The sequence below is a fragment of the Methylobacterium sp. J-043 genome, from assembly GCF_022829505.1.
Classification (GTDB): Bacteria; Pseudomonadota; Alphaproteobacteria; order Rhizobiales; family Beijerinckiaceae; genus Methylobacterium; species Methylobacterium extorquens_A.
The window spans coordinates 34,376-54,721 of record NZ_JAKSYB010000025.1 but is presented as its reverse complement, the minus strand read 5'-3'; the positions used below and the strand labels follow the sequence as shown (position 1 = coordinate 54,721).

At 66.5% G+C, this 20,346-nt stretch carries 19 protein-coding genes and 1 tRNA gene; 7 read left to right on the top strand and 13 right to left on the bottom strand.

Going from position 1 to position 20,346, the window contains the following annotated elements; translation table 11 throughout:
• Window positions 1-13 precede the first annotated feature (13 nt).
• Complete coding sequence (gene leuD, locus MKK50_RS01785; protein ID WP_253367950.1) at window positions 14-619, bottom strand: 3-isopropylmalate dehydratase small subunit; 606 nt, start codon at window positions 617-619, stop codon at window positions 14-16.
• 161 nt (window positions 620-780) lie between these two features.
• Between leuD and MKK50_RS01780 the strand changes: the two genes are divergently transcribed.
• A complete protein-coding gene (locus MKK50_RS01780) occupies window positions 781-954 on the top strand; it encodes a hypothetical protein (RefSeq protein ID WP_003597291.1) in 174 nt (57 codons plus the stop codon).
• 12 nt (window positions 955-966) lie between these two features.
• Here MKK50_RS01780 and trpS read toward each other — a convergent pair whose 3' ends face one another.
• Together trpS and MKK50_RS01770 are read right to left on the bottom strand one after the other, a co-directional pair.
• The gene (trpS, locus tag MKK50_RS01775; protein ID WP_499019969.1) at window positions 967-2,028 is read right to left on the bottom strand and encodes a tryptophan--tRNA ligase; all 1,062 of its coding nucleotides are present in this window, start codon (window positions 2,026-2,028) and stop codon (window positions 967-969) included.
• A gap of 151 nt (window positions 2,029-2,179) precedes the next feature.
• Window positions 2,180-2,509, bottom strand: coding sequence for a transcriptional regulator (locus tag MKK50_RS01770; protein ID WP_499019968.1), 330 nt, complete (start codon window positions 2,507-2,509; stop codon window positions 2,180-2,182).
• A 108-nt stretch (window positions 2,510-2,617) separates the two neighbouring features.
• On the opposite strand from MKK50_RS01770, the gene MKK50_RS01765 reads away from it, so the two are divergent.
• Both MKK50_RS01765 and MKK50_RS01760 read left to right on the top strand, forming a co-directional pair.
• Window positions 2,618-3,364 carry a glucose 1-dehydrogenase gene (locus MKK50_RS01765; protein WP_499019966.1) on the top strand — a complete coding sequence of 249 codons (747 nt, stop codon included), beginning with the start codon at window positions 2,618-2,620 and terminating at the stop codon, window positions 3,362-3,364.
• Window positions 3,365-3,664: 300 nt separating this feature from the next.
• Window positions 3,665-4,348, top strand: a complete 684-nt coding sequence (locus tag MKK50_RS01760; RefSeq protein WP_499019964.1) for a DUF2490 domain-containing protein — start codon at window positions 3,665-3,667, stop codon at window positions 4,346-4,348.
• A gap of 92 nt (window positions 4,349-4,440) precedes the next feature.
• Here the strand turns inward: MKK50_RS01760 and MKK50_RS01755 are convergent, their stop codons facing one another.
• Complete coding sequence (locus tag MKK50_RS01755) at window positions 4,441-6,507, bottom strand: protein meaA (RefSeq protein WP_499019962.1); 2,067 nt, start codon at window positions 6,505-6,507, stop codon at window positions 4,441-4,443.
• 355 nt (window positions 6,508-6,862) lie between these two features.
• Between MKK50_RS01755 and MKK50_RS01750 the strand changes: the two genes are divergently transcribed.
• Window positions 6,863-8,335, top strand: coding sequence for a catalase (locus tag MKK50_RS01750; protein ID WP_499019960.1), 1,473 nt, complete (start codon window positions 6,863-6,865; stop codon window positions 8,333-8,335).
• 180 nt (window positions 8,336-8,515) lie between these two features.
• Window positions 8,516-9,814 (top strand): crotonyl-CoA carboxylase/reductase, encoded by a 1,299-nt coding sequence (gene ccrA / locus MKK50_RS01745; RefSeq protein ID WP_253367964.1) that lies wholly within the window; start codon window positions 8,516-8,518, stop codon window positions 9,812-9,814.
• 68 nt (window positions 9,815-9,882) lie between these two features.
• Here ccrA and MKK50_RS01740 read toward each other — a convergent pair whose 3' ends face one another.
• The 4 genes from MKK50_RS01740 to MKK50_RS01725 all read right to left on the bottom strand — a co-directional run bounded on the left by MKK50_RS01740 (window position 9,883) and on the right by MKK50_RS01725 (window position 13,333).
• Entirely contained in the window at window positions 9,883-10,707 is an 825-nt protein-coding gene (locus MKK50_RS01740) for a class I SAM-dependent methyltransferase (protein ID WP_499019957.1), read from the bottom strand.
• Between the two features lie 106 nt (window positions 10,708-10,813).
• Window positions 10,814-11,467 carry a pyridoxamine 5'-phosphate oxidase family protein gene (locus MKK50_RS01735; protein WP_253367968.1) on the bottom strand — a complete coding sequence of 218 codons (654 nt, stop codon included), beginning with the start codon at window positions 11,465-11,467 and terminating at the stop codon, window positions 10,814-10,816.
• Between the two features lie 165 nt (window positions 11,468-11,632).
• Window positions 11,633-12,652 carry a ketol-acid reductoisomerase gene (gene ilvC / locus MKK50_RS01730; RefSeq protein WP_056246484.1) on the bottom strand — a complete coding sequence of 340 codons (1,020 nt, stop codon included), beginning with the start codon at window positions 12,650-12,652 and terminating at the stop codon, window positions 11,633-11,635.
• 33 nt (window positions 12,653-12,685) lie between these two features.
• Window positions 12,686-13,333, bottom strand: a complete 648-nt coding sequence (locus tag MKK50_RS01725) for a TetR/AcrR family transcriptional regulator (protein ID WP_499019954.1) — start codon at window positions 13,331-13,333, stop codon at window positions 12,686-12,688.
• A gap of 224 nt (window positions 13,334-13,557) precedes the next feature.
• Between MKK50_RS01725 and MKK50_RS01720 the strand changes: the two genes are divergently transcribed.
• A tRNA-Val gene (locus MKK50_RS01720) sits at window positions 13,558-13,632 on the top strand.
• 139 nt (window positions 13,633-13,771) lie between these two features.
• Window positions 13,772-14,326 (top strand): tellurite resistance TerB family protein, encoded by a 555-nt coding sequence (locus tag MKK50_RS01715; protein WP_499019952.1) that lies wholly within the window; start codon window positions 13,772-13,774, stop codon window positions 14,324-14,326.
• A gap of 61 nt (window positions 14,327-14,387) precedes the next feature.
• On the opposite strand, the gene MKK50_RS01710 is transcribed toward MKK50_RS01715, so the two are convergent.
• From MKK50_RS01710 to MKK50_RS01690, 5 genes are all read right to left on the bottom strand, one after another.
• Window positions 14,388-15,920 carry an acyl-CoA carboxylase subunit beta gene (locus MKK50_RS01710; RefSeq protein ID WP_003597263.1) on the bottom strand — a complete coding sequence of 511 codons (1,533 nt, stop codon included), beginning with the start codon at window positions 15,918-15,920 and terminating at the stop codon, window positions 14,388-14,390.
• A 427-nt stretch (window positions 15,921-16,347) separates the two neighbouring features.
• A complete protein-coding gene (locus MKK50_RS01705; protein ID WP_499019950.1) occupies window positions 16,348-16,485 on the bottom strand; it encodes a hypothetical protein in 138 nt (45 codons plus the stop codon).
• Between the two features lie 171 nt (window positions 16,486-16,656).
• Window positions 16,657-17,460 carry an ATP12 family chaperone protein gene (locus tag MKK50_RS01700; protein WP_499019948.1) on the bottom strand — a complete coding sequence of 268 codons (804 nt, stop codon included), beginning with the start codon at window positions 17,458-17,460 and terminating at the stop codon, window positions 16,657-16,659.
• A gap of 60 nt (window positions 17,461-17,520) precedes the next feature.
• Window positions 17,521-18,222 carry an HAD-IA family hydrolase gene (locus tag MKK50_RS01695; RefSeq protein ID WP_253373948.1) on the bottom strand — a complete coding sequence of 234 codons (702 nt, stop codon included), beginning with the start codon at window positions 18,220-18,222 and terminating at the stop codon, window positions 17,521-17,523.
• A 626-nt stretch (window positions 18,223-18,848) separates the two neighbouring features.
• On the bottom strand, window positions 18,849-20,204 hold the full coding sequence (locus MKK50_RS01690; RefSeq protein ID WP_499019946.1) for an RluA family pseudouridine synthase: 1,356 nt from the start codon (window positions 20,202-20,204) through the stop codon (window positions 18,849-18,851).
• Between the last annotated feature and the right edge of the window lie 142 nt (window positions 20,205-20,346).

Sequence of the window (20,346 nt, the reverse complement as noted above, 5' to 3'; positions counted from 1 at the left end):
CTCTAGCCGCCGGTCATGCCCATTCGCGCTGGGCGAGCTTCGCCTCGTAGGCGTCGATCGCCGGAGACTTCTGGTCGAGGGTCAGGCCGATCTCGTCGAGGCCGTTGAGCAGGTTGTGCTTGCGGCCCTCGTCGATGTCGAAATGCAGGGTGCCGCCGTCCGGGCCCTTGATGGTCTGCGCGGCGAGATCGATCGTCAGCGTCGCGTTGGCGCCGCGCTCCGCGTCCTGGAACAGCTTCTCCAGATCCTCCGGCGAGACGATGATCGCGAGGATGCCGTTCTTGGCGCAGTTGTTGAAGAAAATGTCGGCAAAGCTCGTGGAGATCACGCATCGGATGCCGAAATCGGCCAGCGCCCAGGGCGCGTGCTCGCGCGAGGAGCCGCAGCCGAAATTGTCGCCGACGACGAGGGTCTTGGCGTCGCGGTAGGCGGGCTGGTTGAGGACGAAATCGGGATTTTCCGAGCCGTCGTCGTTGTAGCGCATCTCCGAGAACAGGCCTTGGCCGAGCCCGGTACGCTTGATCGTCTTGAGATACTGCTTGGGGATGATGCGGTCGGTGTCGATGTTGATGATCCGCATCGGCGCGGCGACGCCCTCAAGGGTCGTGAACTTTTCCATGGGTCTTCTCGAAATCGTCGTCGGCTGCCGGGTAAAGATCCTCCGGCCTCGGTCCGCCGGTATCTAGCAGTCGAATCGCCTCGCCGGTAGCCGCCCCGTTTCAGCCGGCACCGGGCTTGCCTTTATGATATGATCGTTCGCGAAGGGGGATAGCGAAACCGATGGCCGACACGTCAGACACTTTCAAGAAGGCGCCCAAGCGCAAGCCCGCCAAGGGCAAGAGTGTGAGCGTCTCCCCCGAGATGCGCCAAGCCTATGCCGACCTGATCAAGGAGCGCGAGGAGAAGGAGCAGGCCTATGGCCGCCACCTGCGCAAGGACGAGCCCCGGCGGTGACGGCGCGGTGGATCACACTGCCCTGAGCGCCGGCCCGCGCCGGACGAAGCCGACGATGTCCTTGACCGCATCCAGCGTCGGCGCCGCGATCGCCTCGGCCCGGCTCGCGCCGTCCCCGAGAACGGAATCGATATAGGCCGGATCGGCGACGAGCCGCTTCATCTCGGCACTGATCGGCGCCAGCGTCTCGACGGCGAGATCGACCAGAGCCGGCTTGAAGCTGGAGAACTGCGCGCCGCCGAAATCCGCCAGCACCTCGTCGCGGGTGATGCCACGAAGCGCCGCGAAGATGCCGACGAGGTTGTCGGCCTCCGGCCGGCCGGCCAGACCCGCGACCTCCGACGGGAGGGGCTCCGGATCGGTCTTGGCCTTGCGCACCTTCTGCGCGATGGCGTCGGCGTCGTCGGTGAGCGCGATGCGCGAATACTCGGACGGGTCCGACTTCGACATCTTCTTGGTGCCGTCGCGCAACGACATCACGCGCGCCGCCGGCCCGCCGATCAGCGGTTCGGTGATGGGGAAGAACTGCTCGCCGTGACCATGGGCCAGGATCGACCCCGCAAAATCGTTGTTGAACTTCTGCGCGATGTCGCGGGTCAGTTCGAGATGCTGCTTCTGGTCCTCACCCACGGGCACGTGCGTGGCGCGATAGGCGAGGATGTCGGCAGCCATCAGCACGGGGTAATCGTAGAGACCGATGGAGGCATTCTCCCGGTCCTTGCCGGCCTTGTCCTTGAACTGCGTCATCCGGTTGAGCCAGCCCAGCCGCGCGACGCAGTTGAAGATCCAGGCGAGTTCGGCGTGCTGCGGTACTTGGGACTGATTGAAGACGATGGAGCGCTTCGGATTGATGCCGGCGGCGAGGAAGGCGGCGGTGACCTCGCGGATCTGACCCTTGAGCGCCTGCGGGTCCTGCCACATCGTGATCGCGTGGAGATCGACCACGCAATAGAGACACTGCGCGTCGCGCTCCTGCATCTCGACGAAGCGCTTGATGGCGCCGAGATAATTGCCGAGGTGCAGGTTCCCGGTCGGCTGGACGCCGGAGAATACGAGTTCGGTGAACGCGGCCATCGGCGCGGGTCCCTGGAAAGAAGGTCCGGGCCGAGGCGATCTCGCATCCCGCTTGAAGCGGCGGGTTCTGGCACCCGCAGCGGCGGCCGGTCAAGCAGGCTGGGCCACGCTCGCGTGCCGCCCGTCCGGCGGGCTCATGATCCGCGAGCGATCACGAAGCCCGCGCCGCGTAGGCGTTCATGATCGCGGAGAGCAGGCCGGGGAAACGTACCTCCACTTCCGCGCAGCGCGAGTGGTTGCGCATCTCGACGCCATGGCGCTCGCAGCGGATCAACCCAGCCTCGCGCAGCACCTTGAAGTGGCTGGACAGCGACGATTTCGGGATCACCTGATCGCCGACCGACGAGAGGGCCGAGCAAGCCTCAACGCACCCCGCCTTGGTGATCCGGGCGAAGATGGCCGCCCGGCGCGGGTCGGACAGGGCGTGGAGGATCGCCTCCGGCGGGACGTCCTCGATCGCGGGGTGAAACAGGGGCCTCATGATTTATCCATATGGGGACTTGAACCCCGCTTCGATAGTTCCGAAATCCCGAACTATGGGACTGCGGCGACCGTATCGGCGCCGGCTCCTGTCGAAGGGTTAGCACAGATGTCGAAGCTTGAAGGCAAGGTCGCGGTCGTGACCGGCGCGTCTAAGGGGATCGGCGCCGCCATCGCGAAGGCACTGGCGAAAGATGGCGCGGCCGTCATCGTCAACTACGCGTCGAGCAAGGCCGGCGCAGATGCCGTCGTCGATGCCATCACCGCCACAGGCGGCAGGGCCGTCGCAGTCAAGGCGGACGTCTCGCAGGCCGCGCAGGCGCGGGGCTTGGTCGAGGCGGCGGTGCAGCAGTTCGGCCGGCTCGACGTGCTGGTGAACAATTCCGGCATCTACGAATTCGCGGCGATCGAAGAGGTGACCGAAGCGCATTACCGCCGCCTCTTCGACGTCAACGTGCTGGGCGTGCTGCTCGCGACTCAGGCGGCCGCGAAACACCTGGGGGAGGGCGGGAGCATCATCAACATCTCGTCTGCCGTCACCGACGTGCAGACGCCGACGAGCGCCGTCTATACCGGAACCAAGGGGGCCTTGAACGCGATCTCGGGCGTCCTGGCCAACGAGTTGGCTCCTCGCAAGATCCGGGTCAACGTCGTCAGCCCCGGCTACGTCGTGACCGAGGGCACCCACACCGCCGGCATCGCCGGCTCGGAGATGGAGGCCGGCTTCGTCGCACAGACTCCGCTCGGCCGATCCGGCCAGCCGGACGACATCGCCGGGGTCGTCGCGTTCCTCGCCTCCGACGATGCCCGCTGGGTAACCGGGGAAGTGATCAACGCCAGCGGCGGCGTTCGCTGAGGCGCAGCGTTTTCGCACCTGCGCACACTCGCAGTGAGCGCAGGAAAAGACCTTGAAGGAAGTGGGCAGGCCATGTTCCGCCGTCGCCGACCTGCGTCCTCGCCGCGTTTCCTGAGGGAGGCAGCTCACGCGTCAGTGGATGTCTCGCGTCGAGAACAGTCTCGCCGTCGGCCCGCTTGGTGCTCTCGTCGCATACGGTTTCGCGATGAGCTTGACGTTGGGTTGGGAGAAAGAACAACTGCTTTTCAAATTTGGCGCCGTCGGCCGAGAATGGGCGATGCTGCGGGCAGAGAGTGGATCGTGATCCGACTGACGCGCTTCCTCATGGCCGTTTGCCTGATCGCACCGGGAGCGCGGGCCTTTGCAGAGCCGGTGCAGGACGGTCAACTCTGGATCAACACGAGCCTGTTCGGATCCGTCGGCGACGTGGCGTACTTTGCGGAAGTCCAGCCGCGCATCGGCAACGGCATCTCACAGCTCGATCAACTCATTCTTCGCCCGGCGGTCGGTTGGAAGGTCAACGACGCGCTCGTGCTCTACCAGGGTTATGCCTACGTCGAAGACCACGGCATGCCTGACACGGTGCGGACCGAGGATCGCAGCTTTCAGGAGATCAACTGGAAGATCGGCGAAGTTTCCGGCGTGAAGGTCTCGTCCCGCACCCGTTTCGAGCAGCGATGGCAATCTGCCGGACGGGATTTGGGGTTCCGGCTGCGCGAAAACGTTCGTTTCGCGATGCCCCTGCCGCAGGATTGGGGCAGTGTCTCGGCCGTCGGCTGGACGGAACTCTTCGTGGCCCTGAACAATACGGATTGGGGTGCGCGAGCCGGCTTCGACCGCATCCGGGCCTTTGTCGGCTTCGAGCTGCCGATCTCTGGGAAATCGACGGTCGAGATCGGCTACCTGAACCAGACGGCCCGAACGCAGGCCGGCGGCACCGAGCTGGATCACATCCTGTCGCTCAATCTCTTCCTTCGGTACTGAGCGGCTCCCCGCGCAGCGGTCGATACCGGCTCGGCGAGGGTGGGAGCGGCGGCGATCGGTTCGTGACCGCTCCCGGGACATCGCGGCAGACGTTAGAAAACCTGCGCCGCACCCTCGTTCCGCTTCGGCGCGCCGGGCACGCCGGCCTCCGTATCCGCCCGGTCGGCGGCGCGCTTGTCGAGCGCCCGCTCCACCACCTTGGCGAGGCCGACCATGATCTTGTCGAGCTCGTAGTCCTTCGGCGTGTAGACGGCGGTGACGCCCATGTTCTTGAGCACCAACTCGTCCTCGGTCGAGATGATGCCGCCGACGACGACCGGGACGTGATCGAGCCCGGCCTCGCGCAGCTTGGCCTTCACCTCGCGCACCAGCGGCACGTGGCTGCCCGACAGCACCGAGAGGCCGATGACGTGGGCGCCGCGCTCCTTCGCCTTGGCCACGATCTCCGTCGGGGTCTGGCGGATGCCGTCGTAGGTCACGTCGAAGCCGACGTCGCGGGCGCGCAGCGCGATCTGCTCGGCGCCGTTGGAGTGGCCGTCGAGGCCCGGCTTGCCCACGACGAGGCGGGGCGTCTCGCCCAGGCGCTCGCCGAGATCGGCGATGAGCAGGCGGGCATCTTCCGCCGCCCCGGAGGTGACGGTCTGCAGCGTCACGCCCGTAGGCGCGCGGTACTCGCCGAACACCTCGCGCAGGCGCTGGCCCCATTCGCCGGTGGTCACGCCCGCCTTCGCAGCGGCGATGGAGGGCGGCATGATGTTGGTGCCCGAGCGTGCGGCCTGTTCCAGATCGGCGAGCGCTTGGCCGACCGCCCGGTCGTCGCGCTTGGAGCGCCACTCGCGGATGCGGCCTTCCGCTTCCATCTCGACCGTCTCCGAGACGGTGAAGATCGCGCCGTCCCCGGCCGTCAGCGGCGAGGGTTCGCCCTGCTGCCACTTGTTGACGCCGACGACGACCTGTTCGCCCTTCTCGATCGCCGAGATGCGCCGGGCATTCGACTCGACCAGCGCCCGCTTGAGTTCGCCCGCCTCGACCGCCGTGACCGCCCCGCCGATCTCGGCGATGCGGGTCAGCTCGGATCGGGTCTGCTCCTTGAGCGCCTCGACGCGCGCCTCGATCACCGTCGAGCCGTCGAAGATGTCGTCGTATTCGAGCAGGTCTGTCTCGAAGGCGAGGATCTGCTGCATCCGCATCGACCATTGCTGGTCCCACGGGCGCGGGAGGCCGAGCGCCTCGTTCCAGGCCGGGAGCTGCACCGCGCGGGCGCGGGCGCGCTTGGAGAGCGTCACCGCCAGCATCTCGATGAGGATGCGGTGGACGTTGTTCTCGGGCTGCTGCTCCGTCAAACCGAGGGAATTGACCTGCACGCCGTAGCGGAAGATCCGCTTCTTGGCGTCCGTGATGCCGTAGCGCTCTTGGGCGATCTCGTCCCACAGCTCGGCGAACGCCCGCATCTTGCAGATCTCGGTGACGAACCGCATCCCGGCGTTCACGAAGAACGAGATCCGGCTGAAGACGTCGGAGAAGCTCGCCTCGTCGAAATCGGGGTCGTCGCGCACCGTGTCGAGCACGGCGATGGCGATGGCCAGCGCATAGGAGAGTTCCTGAACCGGCGTCGCGCCCGCTTCCTGCAAATGGTAGGAGCAGACGTTCATCGGGTTCCACTTCGGCACGTTCTTGGTCGTGAACAGGATCACGTCCTTGGTGAGCCGAAGGGAGGGCGCAGGCGGGAACACGTAGGTGCCGCGCGAGAGATACTCCTTGATGATGTCGTTCTGCGTGGTGCCCTGGAGCGCGGCGAGCGGCGCACCCTGCTCCTCGGCCACCGCGAGATAGAGCGACAGCAGCCACGGCGCCGTGGCGTTGATCGTCATCGAGGTGTTCATCTGCGCCAGCGGGATCTGGTCGAACAGGGCCCGCATGTCGCCTAGATGCGCGATCGAGACGCCGACTTTGCCGACCTCGCCGCGGGCGAGTTCGTGGTCCGGGTCGTAGCCGGTCTGCGTCGGCAGATCGAAGGCGACCGAGAGGCCGGTCTGACCCTTGGCGAGGTTGCCGCGATAGAGCTTGTTCGACTCTGCCGCCGTGGAGTGACCCGCATAGGTGCGGATGATCCACGGCTTGTCGCGCTTGACCTCGGCAACGCTCGCTTGCGCGCTCATCCCACTCGACTCCCTGTCCGATGCGATCGCACGCCTCGAGGCGCGGCTGTTGGCCGGCACCGTAGCGAAGCCGCTGCGCCGCGTCATCTGGGAGAAAGGTCGAGGATCGACGTCGCTGCTGTTGGAAAAACTTGAGGGGACGTGAAGCGGATTTGTCGTGCGGCATCCGAGCGGATGGTGGTGGGCGCCGATCGAGTGCCAATGATCCTTCAACCCTACGGCGACAGATGCATCGCATCGTTGCAAAATCGAATGGCTCCAAGCTCGGCCTCGCGCGTTGGGCCCGCAACGCTCGCACGGCTCACCGCCGGTTGCGACGCTCGCCCATAGAGGCATCAGCAAGGAGAAGCACGCGATGGCAGACCAGAGCCCGCGCCTGACGACGGCGTTCGGTAACCCGGTTTCCGACAACCAGAACTCGCTCACCGCCGGCCCGCGCGGGCCGGTGCTGATGCAGGACTACCACCTCATCGAGAAGATGGCCCATTTCAACCGGGAGCGGATTCCGGAGCGGGTGGTGCACGCCAAGGGCTACGGCGCCTACGGGACGTTCCGGCTGACCAAGAGCCTCGCCGAGTTCACCCGCGCCAAGGTGCTGACCGAACTCGGCAAGGCAGTGCCGATGGTGGCGCGCTTCTCCACCGTCGGCGGCGAGTCCGGCTCGGCCGACACCGCCCGCGACCCGCGCGGCTTTGCCCTCAAGTTCTACACCGAGGAGGGCAACTGGGATCTCGTCGGCAACAACACCCCGATCTTCTTCGTGCGCGACGCGATCAAGTTCTCCGACTTCATCCGCACGCAGAAGCGCGATCCGCGCACGCACCTCAAGCCGCATTGGCGCCGCTGGGACTTCTGGAGTCTGTCGCCGGAGGCGATCCATCAGGTGATGTTCCTGTACTCGGATCGCGGCACGCCGAAATCGGCGCGCTTCATGAACGGCTACGGCTCGCACACCTTCTCGCTGTGGAACGACCGGGGCGAGCGCCACTGGGTGAAATTCCATTTCCACACCAAGCAGGGCGTCCAGAACTTCTCCGCCGACGAGGCCGACGAGGTGGCAGGCAAGGATCCGGACTACTCCGCCGCCGATCTCTCGACCGCCATCGAGAAGGGCGACTTCCCGAAATGGAAGGTCTCCGTCCAGCTCATGCCGGAGCTGGAAGCCGACACCTACTCCATCAACCCGTTCGACCTCACCAAGGTCTGGCCGCACGGCGATTATCCGCTGATCGAGATCGGCGAGATGGAGCTGAATCGCAATCCGGAGAACTACTTCGCCGAGATCGAGCAATCCGCCTTCGAGCCCTCGAACGTGGTGCCCGGCATCGGTTTCTCGCCGGACAAGATGCTGCAGAACCGGGTGCTCTCCTACGCCGACGCGCACCGCTACCGGCTCGGCGTGAACTACCAGCAGATCCCGGTGAACCAGGCGAAGAACGCGTCCGTCCAGACCTATCACCGCGACGGCGCCATGCGCACCGACGGCAATCACGGTGCCCAGGTCGATTACGAGCCGAACTCCTTCGGCGGTCCGAGGCAGGACCCTTCCTTCAGCGAGCCGCCGCTGCGGATCCGGGGCGATGCCGGCCGCTATGGCTGGCCGGGCGACGACGAAGACCTCTACGGTCAGCCCAAGCTGTTCTGGACCAAGGTGCTCGACGAGGGCGGCCGCCAGCGGCTCGTGGAGAACATCGTCACCTCCATGGGCGACAGCCCGCGCAACATCCAGGAGCGGATGATCGCCCATTGGTTCAAGGTGCACGAGGATTTTGGGCGCGGCGTCGCCCAGGGTCTCGGCATCGACACCGCACGGGCCGCCGCCGAGTAGTCATCTCAATGTTATTTTGAATTCAGAGGTGTCGGCCGTGGCCGGCGCCTCTTTTTTGTGCGGACGAGACAAACCGTTGCCTTTTAGGCCACTTGGAAGGCCGGAAACATCGTGCTTATAGCGTCGGCCAAGGTCGCGCGTTTCGTCACGCGCGAATCCAGAGAGACAGGGAGTGCCACGATGGCTGCAAGTGCAGCGCCGGCCTGGACCGGGCAGACGGCGGAAGCCAAGGACCTTTACGAGCTCGGCGAGATCCCCCCGCTCGGCCACGTGCCTGCCAAGATGTATGCCTGGGCGATCCGCCGCGAGCGCCACGGGCCGCCGGAGGAGTCGCATCAGCTCGAAGTGCTCCCCGTGTGGGACATCGGCGACGACGAGGTGCTCGTCTACGTCATGGCCGCGGGCGTGAACTACAACGGCGTCTGGGCCGGCCTCGGCGAGCCGATCTCGCCTTTCGACGTGCACAAGGGCGAGTACCACATCGCCGGTTCGGACGCGTCGGGCATCGTCTGGAAGGTCGGCTCGAAGGTGAAGCGCTGGAAAGTCGGCGACGAAGTCATCGTTCACTGCAACCGCGACGACGGCGACGACGAAGAGTGCAACGGCGGCGACCCGATGTTCTCGCCCTCGCAGCGCATCTGGGGCTACGAGACCGGTGACGGGTCCTTCGCCCAGTTCTGCCGGGTGCAGTCGCGCCAGCTCATGAAGCGTCCCCAGCACCTGACCTGGGAAGAGGCCGCCTGCTACACTCTCACCCTCGCCACTGCCTACCGCATGCTGTTCGGCCACGCGCCGCACACCGTGCGTCCGGGACAGAACGTGCTGATCTGGGGCGCCTCCGGCGGTCTCGGCGTGTTCGGCGTGCAGCTCTGCGCGGCCTCGGGCGCCAACGCCATCGCGGTCATCTCGGACGAGTCGAAGCGCGACTACGTCATGAGCCTCGGGGCCAAGGGCGTCATCAACCGCAAGGACTTCGATTGCTGGGGCCAGCTGCCGAAGGTGAACAGCCCCGAGTACAACACTTGGCTCAAGGAAGCCCGGAAGTTCGGCAAGGCGATCTGGGACATCACCGGCAAGGGCAACGACGTCGACATCGTGTTCGAGCATCCCGGTGAGGCGACCTTCCCGGTCTCGACCCTGGTGGCCAAGCGCGGCGGCATGATCGTGTTCTGCGCCGGCACGACCGGCTTCAACATCACCTTCGACGCCCGCTACGTCTGGATGCGCCAGAAGCGCATCCAGGGCTCGCACTTCGCCCATCTCAAGCAGGCCTCGGCCGCCAACCAGTTCGTCATCGACCGGCGCGTCGATCCCTGCATGAGCGAGGTGTTCCCCTGGGACAAGATCCCGGCCGCTCACACCAAGATGTGGAAGAACCAGCACCCGCCGGGCAACATGGCGGTGCTCGTGAACTCGACCCGCGCAGGCCTGCGCACCGTCGAGGACGTGATCGAGGCCGGTCCGCTCAAGGCGATGTGAGCCGGTCGATCTGAGCTGAAGGACGCCCGCGCTTCTCGATAGAGGCGCGGGCGTTTTCGTTTCAACCCTCAGCGCACTCGGTCGATCGCCCGCTGCGGCGTGCCGATGGTGGTGTGGAACGGCCGTTCGCCGCTGCCCTTCTCGAAGGCGACGATGCTGTCGTAGACGTGGATCGCGCCGATGCTCCGGCCGATCTCCTGCGCGCCGCGATCGTGATACCAAGCGTGCATGTCGTCGATGAACGCCTTCGTCATCTCCAGGAACGTGCCCCGGCGGCGGTAGCCCCCCTCGTAGTCGCGCCAGTACGAGGTGTGCAGGTCTTCGGCGACGTAGAGCCCGTCCTGCGCCAGGAGCGGGAACAGCGTCTCGAAGGTGATGCGCTGGTGGCTCGCGACGTGGCTGCCGTCATCGAGGATGACATCGACGCCGCCCATCTCCTCGACCACGGACCGAAGGAAGGCGGGATCGGCCTGCGAGCCGATACGGACTTGCGCGGCGCGGCCGTCGAACACCGCGCAGCGCGGATCGACATCGATGCCGTAGAGGATGGCAGAGGGGCCGAAGAAGCGCCGCCAGAGATCGAGGGAACCGCCCTCGTAGACGCCGATCTCGAGGAAGCGCAGCGGCCGCCCGTCCGGCCTGCCGTCGCGGAAGGGCGCGAACAGCCGGCTGTAGATCGGCAGGAAGTGGTTCCACTTGTTGATCAGGTGGTCACCGTCATAGCCGTAGAACAGCTTCGAGAAGGCGTCGTCGCCTCGCGTCTTCACCTCCGCCAGATCGCGATAGAAGTCGTTGGCCGGGCTGTCGCGAAACAAGCCGGCCGATTTGGCGACGGACTTGAGTGCCCGCTTGATCTGCGGATGGTTCTGTAGGGCTTGTCTGAGGAACGTCATGCCGAGAGGCGGCCCAGTGCGGTTATCGAGGTCGCGCGCACGAAGCACGACCCGGCGCGGCTCGTAAAGCCGGCCGGGTCTAAACGATCACGAGAGCCGTTCGACGTCAGGCCTCGCCGCGGGCGACTAGCGCCTCGTATTCCGGGACCTCGAGGCGGCCTTCCCTCGCGACGCGCGCCTTGTCCTCGTCGCTGATGACGTCGCCGGCGAGGTCGAGCCGCTTCCAGGCGGCGAGCGGCGTCTCGCGGTCGGGGCGGGGGACGTACTTGTTCTGCTCGAGCTTCTTGTACTTGTGGATGTAGCGTGGGCAGTTGACCCAGATCTTCGTGACATCGACGCGCACGAGATACTTCGCCTCCGTGTAATCGGCCATCAGCGGATCGTCGCGGAGCAGCGAGGCATGTCCCTGGACCCGGATGCGGTGCGGCGTCTCGAAGTCGATGAACAGGAGGCCGATCTTGGCCTGCCCCTCGATGTTGCCCATCGAGTAGAACATCCCGTTGCCGTCGAAGCCGGGGAAGACCAGCGTTGAGCCATCCACGACCTTCACGAAGCCGGTCGGGCCGCCCTTGTAGGAGACGGTCGGCATGCCGTCGGGATCGACGGTCGAGAGGAAGAACATGTCCCGCGAGCCGATGAACGCGGCTTCCTCCGGCTGGATCGTCTCATGCACCCAATCCTCGTCGAGGCGCACGGCGAGCTTGGTCGTGCCGAATTCCTCCTGGAGGGCGCGGTGCGCCTCCGAGTAGAGCGATGCCATGTGCGTCTCCTCCGGGGCCGATTGCTTCGGGCCTCCTCGGGATGCGTTTAAGGCAAAGGCATGATGGTGCAAACGGGGCCGCAAAAAAGGCCGGTCACGCTCGCGCGAACCGGCCTCTTTCCACAACGGTGGAGGCCGAGCAAAGCACGGCCTCCTGATCCCAAATTAATTCTTGGACTTGTCGACCAGGGCCTTCTCGGAGATCCACGGCATCATGCCGCGGAGCTTGGCGCCGACTTCCTCGATCGGGTGGGCGGCGAGCTTGGCGCGGGTGGCCTTGAACGAGGTCTGGCCGACCTTGTTCTCCAGCATCCAGTTGCGGGTGAAGATGCCCGACTGGATGTCGTTGAGGACGCGCTTCATCTCGGCCTTGGTCTCCGGCGTGACGATACGCGGGCCGGTGACGTACTCGCCGTACTCGGCGGTGTTCGAGATCGAGTAGTTCATGTTGGCGATGCCGCCCTCGTAGATGAGGTCGACGATCAGCTTCACCTCGTGCAGGCACTCGAAATAGGCCATCTCGGGGGCGTAGCCCGCCTCGACCAGGGTCTCGAAGCCGGCCTTGATCAGCTCGACGAGGCCGCCGCAGAGCACGGCCTGCTCACCGAACAGGTCGGTCTCGCACTCTTCCTTGAAGGTGGTCTCGATGATGCCGGCGCGGCCGCCGCCATTGGCCGAGGCGTAGGAGAGGCCGAGGTCGTGGGCGTTGCCCGAGGCGTCCTGGGCGATGGCGATCAGGGTCGGCACGCCGCCGCCCTTGAGGTACTCGCCGCGCACGGTGTGGCCGGGGCCCTTCGGGGCGACCATGAGCACGTCGAGGTCCTTGCGGGGCTCGATCAGGTTGAAGTGCACGTTGAGGCCGTGGGCGAACAGGAGCGCGGCGCCCTGCTTCAGGTTCGGCTCCAGCGACTCCTTGTAGATGTCACCCTGCAGCTCGTCCGGGGTCAGCATCATCACCACGTCGCCCCACTTGGCGGCGTCGGCGACGTTCATCACCTTGAAGCCCTCGTGCTCGGCCTTCTTGGCGGTGGCAGAGCCCTCGCGCAGGGCGATGACGATGTCCTTCACGCCCGAGTCGCGCAGGTTGAGCGCGTGGGCATGGCCCTGGGAGCCGTAGCCGACGATGACGACGTTCTTGCCCTTGATCAGGTTCAGGTCGGCATCGCGATCGTAATAGACGCGCATGGTGGTGTCCTCTCTCGTGTCAGTGGTTTCGGTTCAGGGTTTCGCCCGGCCGTAGAGGGCCAGGAACTGCTCGACGGCACGGGCCGCGTCGCTCCGGATCCCGGCGGCATCGAGATCGAGCGCGTCGCCGAGAAGAAGTCGGATCTGAATATCGCGGCCGACCAGACCGAAGAAGGTCCGGAAAGCCGCCTCGCTGTCCTCGAAGACGAGGAGACCGGCCGCGCGGCCCGCCTCCAACACCGGCTTCACCCGCTCGCCGATGGCAAAGCGCCCGTTGGCCAGCACGATGCCGCCGAGAGTGCTCTTGCTGGACCCCGCATCGGCGATGGCGATGCGGTTGAGCGCAACCGAGGTCGGGCTGGTGATGACCGCGAGCCAGGTCTCGGCGAAATCGAGAAGGTTCTTGCGCAAGGCGACGGCATCCAGCCCGCTCACGTCGTAGCGGCCGGCATGGACGCGCGAGGCCTGCCAGCGCACCGTCGCGGTGAGCAGGCCGTCACGGTCGCCGAACCAGCGATAGAGCGTCTCCTTCGAGCAGCTCGCCCGGCGCGCCACCGCGTCCATGGTCAGCGGATCACGTCCATCGACCATCAGCGCCAGCGCGGCATCCAGCACCGCCTGCTGGCGGGGGGTGGGCGTTTCGGCCGAAAGCTCGTCGGTGATGAGGGGGCTCGCCTGCATGTTCCGCTTGCTGGGCAGTACCGTACCGTACGGTACGCTCGTCTAACCGACCCGGCCGCGCGCGACAAGCGGGGTAGCCGATATCGCGCTGTTCCTCGTACCGTCACGTATCTGTCGCCGTGGTGCGGAACCCGCTTGCCGAGCGCCCGGCCTCGGCGTATACGGCCCTCCGTCGCCACAGCGACACCGGTGCCGCCCATCCCCGCGGTGGCACGTCGGGGCTCGGGTGCGTAGCTCAGCGGGAGAGCATTCGCTTCACACGCGAAGGGTCACAGGTTCGATCCCTGTCGCGCCCACCACGCCCCCCTCATAGAGCGTCGGTCGTTCTTCAGCACAAACCTCGCTCGATCCGCTGCCGTCAGATATTTGACCCGCGCACGTCCGCGTGGTCGGTTAGGCGGCGATTCGCATCATTTGTGGGTTCGCGGAGACCGCCTGTTGCCGATCCTCATCATTTTCACCGCCGTCGTCGCCAGCGTTTTGATTTGGCTCCTGCGGGCCCATTACACGGTCAAGCAGCTCAAGGAGATCGATCAGGACACCAAGGGGCTTCAGCGCAGGGCAAAGTCGGTGTTCGAGGGCTTCGTCGGGACGCCGTTGCAGCGGGTGAACGACGTGCGACTCGCGGCCGTCATCCTGATGATCCAGATCGTGCGCACCGGCAGCCCGATCACCGCATCCGAGAAGACCCGCATCTTCGAGCTCATGGAAAACCCGCTGGAGATCCAGACGATCTCCGCGACCTTCGAGCGGGCATGGCGCTACACGCAGGAGCGCCGCCCGTTCTCGCTCGTCGCCGATCCGCTGCTGCCGCTGTTTCGCGAGAAGCTGACCGGCGAGGAGCGGATGCAGTTCGTGGACATGCTGACGAAGGTCGCCTCCGCCCATTCCGCTCCGAGCGAGTTGCAGCGTGAGGCCTTGGCCCGGCTCAAACGGCGACTGATCGCCGGCAGGCCGGAACTGGCGACAAGCCGCGCCGGCAACTTCGGGTAGGACGCGACGTCGCGCGAACGAAAAAGGCCGCCCCGAGGGGCGGCCCGTCGTGGTCCCGCGTTCAGAGCGGGATGTTGTCGTGCTTCTTCCAGGGCTGCTCCATCTCCTTGGTGCGCAGCATCCCCAGCGCCCGCGCGATGCGCTTGCGGGTGGAGTGGGGCATGATCACCTCGTCGATGTAGCCGCGCTCCGCCGCCACGAAGGGCGAGAGGAAGCGGTCCTCGTATTCCTTGGTCCGCTCGGCGATCTTGTCCGCGTCGCCGATCTCGGCGCGGAAGATGATCTCCACCGCTCCCTTGGCGCCCATCACCGCGATCTGCGCCGTCGGCCAAGCGTAGTTTAGGTCGGCGCCGACATGCTTCGACGCCATGACGTCGTAGGCGCCGCCGAACGCCTTGCGGGTGATGATGGTGACGAGCGGCACAGTGGCCTGGGAGTAGGCGAAGAGCAGCTTGGCGCCGTGTTTGATCAGACCGCCATATTCCTGCGCCGTGCCCGGCAGGAAGCCCGGCACATCGACGAAAGTGACGATCGGGATCGAGAAGGCGTTGCAGAAGCGCACGAAGCGGGCCGCCTTGCGGGAGGCGTCCGAATCGAGCACGCCGGCCAGAACCAGCGGCTGGTTGGCGACGAAGCCGACGGTGCGGCCCTCGACGCGGCCGAAGCCGGTGATGATGTTGCGAGCGTAAGCCGCTTGGATCTCGAAGAAGTCGCCCTCGTCCACCACGCGGCGGATGAGTTCGCCCATGTCGTAGGGTTTGTTCGGGTTGTCCGGGATCAGCGTGTCGAGCGACTTGTCGAGGCGGTTGACGTCGTCGAAGCTCTCGATCTCCGGCACGCCCTCGATGTTGTTGGCGGGCAGGAAGTCGAGCAACCGGCGGATCTGGAGGATCGCCTCGACATCGTTCTCGAACGAGCCGTCGGCGATCGAGGACTTCGAGGTGTGGACCTTGGCGCCGCCGAGTTCTTCGGCGGTAACGACCTCGTTGGTAACGGTCTTCACCACGTCGGGGCCGGTCACGAACATGTAGCTCGTGTCGCGCACCATGAAGATGAAGTCGGTCATGGCCGGCGAGTAGACGTCGCCGCCCGCGCACGGCCCCATGATGACCGAGATCTGCGGGATCACGCCGGACGCCGCGACGTTGCGGCGGAACACCTCGCCGTAGCCGCCGAGCGCGGCCACGCCCTCCTGGATGCGGGCGCCGCCGGCGTCGAAGATGCCGATGATCGGCGCGCGCATCTTCAGCGCCATGTCCTGGACCTTGACGATCTTGGCCGCATGCGCCTCCGAGAGCGAGCCGCCGAACACCGTGAAGTCCTTGGAGAACAGGAAGACGGTGCGTCCGTTGACGGTGCCCCAACCGGTGACGACGCCGTCACCGGGGATCTTCTGCTTCTCCATGCCGAAGTCGGTGGAGCGGTGCTGCACGAACATGTCGAACTCCTCGAACGACCCATGGTCGAGCAGGAGTTCGATGCGCTCGCGCGCCGTGAGCTTGCCGCGCTTGTGCTGCGCCTCGAGCCGCTTTTCCCCGCCGCCGAGACGGGCCTGTGCGCGACGCTCCTCAAGCTTCTCGAGAATGTCCTTCATGGTGCTGGCGAGACTCCCTGGGGATCGAAATCGTTTTTTGAATGCAGATCAAAGCGTAAGAGCTTGACCTTGCATCGATCGATCGCCCTTAGCACGCGTTCCCGCCCTCGGAAACGGTCTGCGACGCTGCGGGAGCATCGTGCTTTTCTCCAAAAGCAGGTGGACCGCTTTTGGGGCGATGCTCGGCCGGAGCCAATTCATGTGTCTCATCGTCGAGAGGGTAGCCCCGGCGCGAAGGCCGGGACCACGCGTTGTCATACCAAATCCGTTTGATCCCTTCGGGATGGCGGATCTGGGATTCTGCGGGATCCCGTCGCGCTGGCGCGATGGGTCCCCTCCTCAGTCGCCGCGCGGGCTTGCTGATCCCGTCCCCGCTCGGATCAAGCGGAAACGGTATCAGAGATTCGCTCGAGACGAATGCCCGTCCTCAGCCCTTCTTGATCAGCGGCACCGGCTCGACCGGTGAGGGCGGGGGTTTGGTCGCGCAGGCGGCGGCGCTCAAGGTGAGCACGGCCGTGATGGTGGCGAGGGCGATCCGCCGGGTGTCGAGTCGAAGGGTCGGCACGTTCGTCTCCAAAGTTGGACGATGCCAAAACTGGAACACGAGCAAGCCATGCCGATAGTGCAATGAAGTGACACTTCGACTTAATAGGTTCAGGATATTATAATCGCTTCAAGAAAATGCACGGTGCCTCAACAGTGATCGCGCCCGCATCATTCATGTGCAGGCGGCCGTTCAGTTGGGCCGCTGCGCCATCATCGTTGCGGTCTCGAACTCCGTCCGACGGTGGGCGAGACGCGCCTCGGCTTCCGCATCGCGGCCCCAGACGCTCGCCTGATAGGTCTCGTCCACATGAGCCGCCGCCCAGGCGTCGTCCGCGCTCAGGCGGCCATGCAGAACGGCCAGCGCGAGCACGAGGGAGCCGGTCAGCGTCGTGAGCGTGTGAAGGGCCGCGAGGCGGAAGGGGTCGTCCACCGCTTCGATCGCGGCACGCAACGCCGCCACCGAGCCCTCCGGCTGCTCGACATGCATGACCCCCTCGGCGAGGAACAGCCGCGCGCCCAGCGTCTCGGCCACCCAATCCACGAGCGGATCCCAGGCTTCGGCCTGCATCGCGACGAGGCGTTCCGGCGCGCCGGCCCGGTAGGCGACGAGATCGGTGCCGGCAAAGGCGGCCAGATCCTCCGCGACCGCGGCGCGGCGTTCCACCACGCCGTCGATCGTGGTGTTGACGAGGCGGGTCAGCGGCATGGTGCGCGGGTCGATCACTTCCGCCTGCGCCTCCCATTCCCCCGCGAGCGCTTCGCCCAGCACCCGATCGGGCACGACCAGCGGTCGGCGGCCCGGTGTGTTGGCCCCCCGCCCGTCGAGGACGAGGCGGAAGCCGCCCTCGGTCTCCGTGAGGCCGGCCTGCGCGTAGAAGCGCTTCGGTAGAGTCGGCCCCGTACCGGAGCGAGAGGCCTGGACGCGGTCGGGTCTTCCGCTCTCCCCGGGTTCGCCCAGCCAATCACGGGTGACGTCGTCGCCTGAAGTGCTCATGGTCCGCAGATAGGATTTCTCATCGCCGCGCGCGAGTCTCCGGCGCGACGGAGGATGCGCTTATTGAGTCGCGAGCCGTTCCGTCACCGGGCCGGGCTGCGAATCGTCCAGGGGGCCGGAGAACAGGTCGCTCAGAGTGGCAGCCGAATCGACCACCGTCACCGCACCCGCGCTGAACAGGGCGCCGGGCGTGTGATAGCCCCAGCCGACGCCGATGGCGGCCACGCTCGCGCTTCGGGCCATCATCATGTCGAAGGTCGTATCGCCGATCATCACGGTCATCGACGGCTCGGCGCCGGTCTCGGCCATGGCCTGAAGCAGCATGGCCGGATCGGGCTTGGAGGGGGCGTCGTCGGCGGTCTGGATCGTGGCGAACCAGCGCTCCCAGCCGTACTTGTCCACGAGATGATCGACGCCCCGGCGCGACTTACCGGTGGCGATGCCGAGCTGGATGTCGTCACGGCGGTGCAGCCGCTCGACTAATTCGGCCATTCCGGGAAACAGCGGCTCCTCATAGTCGGGATCGACCCGCAACGCCTGGAACGCCTTGCGATAGCTGTGCGCGAGCGATTCGATCGGCCCGGCCTCGCCGACGAGGCGACGGAACGCTTCGGGCAGGGACAGCCCGACGACGGACAGCGCCTCCTTGCGCGGGGGCGCCTCCAAGCCATGCTCGGAGAAGGCGCGATGCTGCGCCTCCACGATCAGGTGCTGGCTGTCGATCAGGGTGCCATCGACATCGAAGACGATCAGCTTGAGCACGGCCGGAGCGCCCCGTCGGCTCATGGCCTGCGAGCGGGCGCCGGCTGCGAGGCCGGGCGCCGCTCGTAACCGAGGCGGCAGCGAACGAGGAAGCGTCGTCGTGCGCCGCCGGACAACCTGCGGCGGTGCGATTCGCGGTTACAGGCGGCGTAGGAGATGCGGCGTCGGCGCTCCGACGCCCGCACGCCCTGACCTGCCGGTCGCGCCGTCGGTGCCGCCTGAGACGGGGGAGGGACCGCCGAGTGGGGCGCGCCCTGGAGCTGTCCTTGGGACTGTCCCTGGGGCTGCCCCGGCGCCCCATCGCCGGGAGGCGCCGCGCCGGCCGGCGCGGCGGCGCAGAGCAGGCCGGCCAGCGCGACGGACAACAGGGTAAGGGGCCTCATGCGATCCTGAACCTCGTTGTACCGGCCCGCGGCAGGGAGGGGCTTCAGACAGTCCCGACGGCAACCCCGACCGCAGGCCGTCGATCCGAACTTCGGCACCGGGATTCCGGGCCTGAAACGCGGTGCCGATAGAAGCACCTCGCGATGCCCTCGTCCACGCAGCAGGCGGATGAAGCGAGAGTTATGGCAACAGGGCTCGGTTCCAAGGCTCTCTTCGCTTTCGTGAAGATAGCCTTGGATCGTTCAGGCTTCCGGTGCTTCGACGATCGGGTCGTAGCGGGCCGCATCGAAGCCGAGCAGGTTCCAGCTCTGCGCCATGTGCGGCGGCAGCGGGGCGCTGACATCGACCGGCTGGCCGGTGCGCGGATGCGGGATCACGATGCGGCGGGCGAGAAGGTGCAGGCGGTTCTGAATGCCACCGGGCAGCTCCCAGTTCTCCACGTCGAAGTATTTCGGGTCGCCGACGATCGGGTGGCCGATATGCGCGGCGTGGGCTCGCAACTGGTGCGTCCGCCCGGTGACGGGCTTCAGCGAGAGCCACGCCAGCTTCTGCGCCGCCTGATCGACCGTGGCGTAGTAGGTGAGTGCGTGGCTGGCGCCCTCGTCGCCGTGTTTGGCGACGCGCATCCGCGCATCGGCATCGGTCGGCTCGTCCTTGACGAGATAGGTCGAGACCCGGCCCTGGCGGGTGCGCGGCACGCCCGCCACCAGCGCCCAGTAGATCTTGCGCGCGGCACGGGAGCGGAAGCTCTTGGCCAGGGTCGCGGCGGCGAGCCGCGTCTTGGCGACGATCAGGCAACCGGCCGTGTCCTTGTCGAGGCGGTGGACGAGGCGCGGGCGTTGCCCGTCCGGCCCGGTCAACGCCTCCAAGAGACCGTCGACGTGGCGCACGGTGCCCGTGCCGCCCTGCACGGCGAGGCCGAACGGCTTGTTGAGGATCATCATGTCCGCATCCTCGTAGAGGATCAGCGAACGCAGGAATTCGGCGTCTCCGTCGATCTTGGCGGCGCTGCGCGGCCTCTCGGTCGGCTGGTCGAGCTTGAGCGGCGGCACCCGCACGCTCGAACCCGGCTCCAACCGGTCGCTCGGCTTTACGCGCTTGCCATCGACCCGCAACTCGCCCTTGCGGACGATGCTCTGCACGCGGGTGAAGGGAAGCTGCGGGAAGCGAGCGCCGAGAAAGCGGTCGATGCGCATCCCGGCCTCGTCGGAATCGACGGTCAGCGTCTGCACGCCGCTTGCCAGCGTCGCCGATGCCGCAGCCCGCTGTTCGCGGCGCGTCGGTCCGGCCGGAGCCTCCGCGGTCGGCGCCTGGGCCGGGTCAGGCTTTGCAAAGGATGGTTTGGCAGAGCGGGGCTTGGCGCGCGGCGCTTCTGCTTTCGGTGCGGCGGCTTCGGGTACGCGCTTCGGGCGCGGCGCGCTCTCACCGGCCGCGCCGTCATCCCATGGCGAGCGTTCGGCGGCATCCTCGCCGCGATTGCGGGCGGCGCGCTGCGCTGCGTCTTTGGCGGAGCTGCGCGGCCCCGTGCCGGCGCGCGGCGCGAACCCGCCGGGTCCGCGCTTTGCGCCGGACCCGCGATGTGGTGGACGTCCCTTCATGTGCCGCTGCTATCACCCTGAGATGACGGCGCAAAGCGCCGCGGCCGGTTGCAAGGCAGAATCCCTGTCCGCGACCGCATGCAACGCATGGCGACGAGCCTCAGCGCCCTGTGCCATGGCAGCCGCGAAGCATGGCGATTTC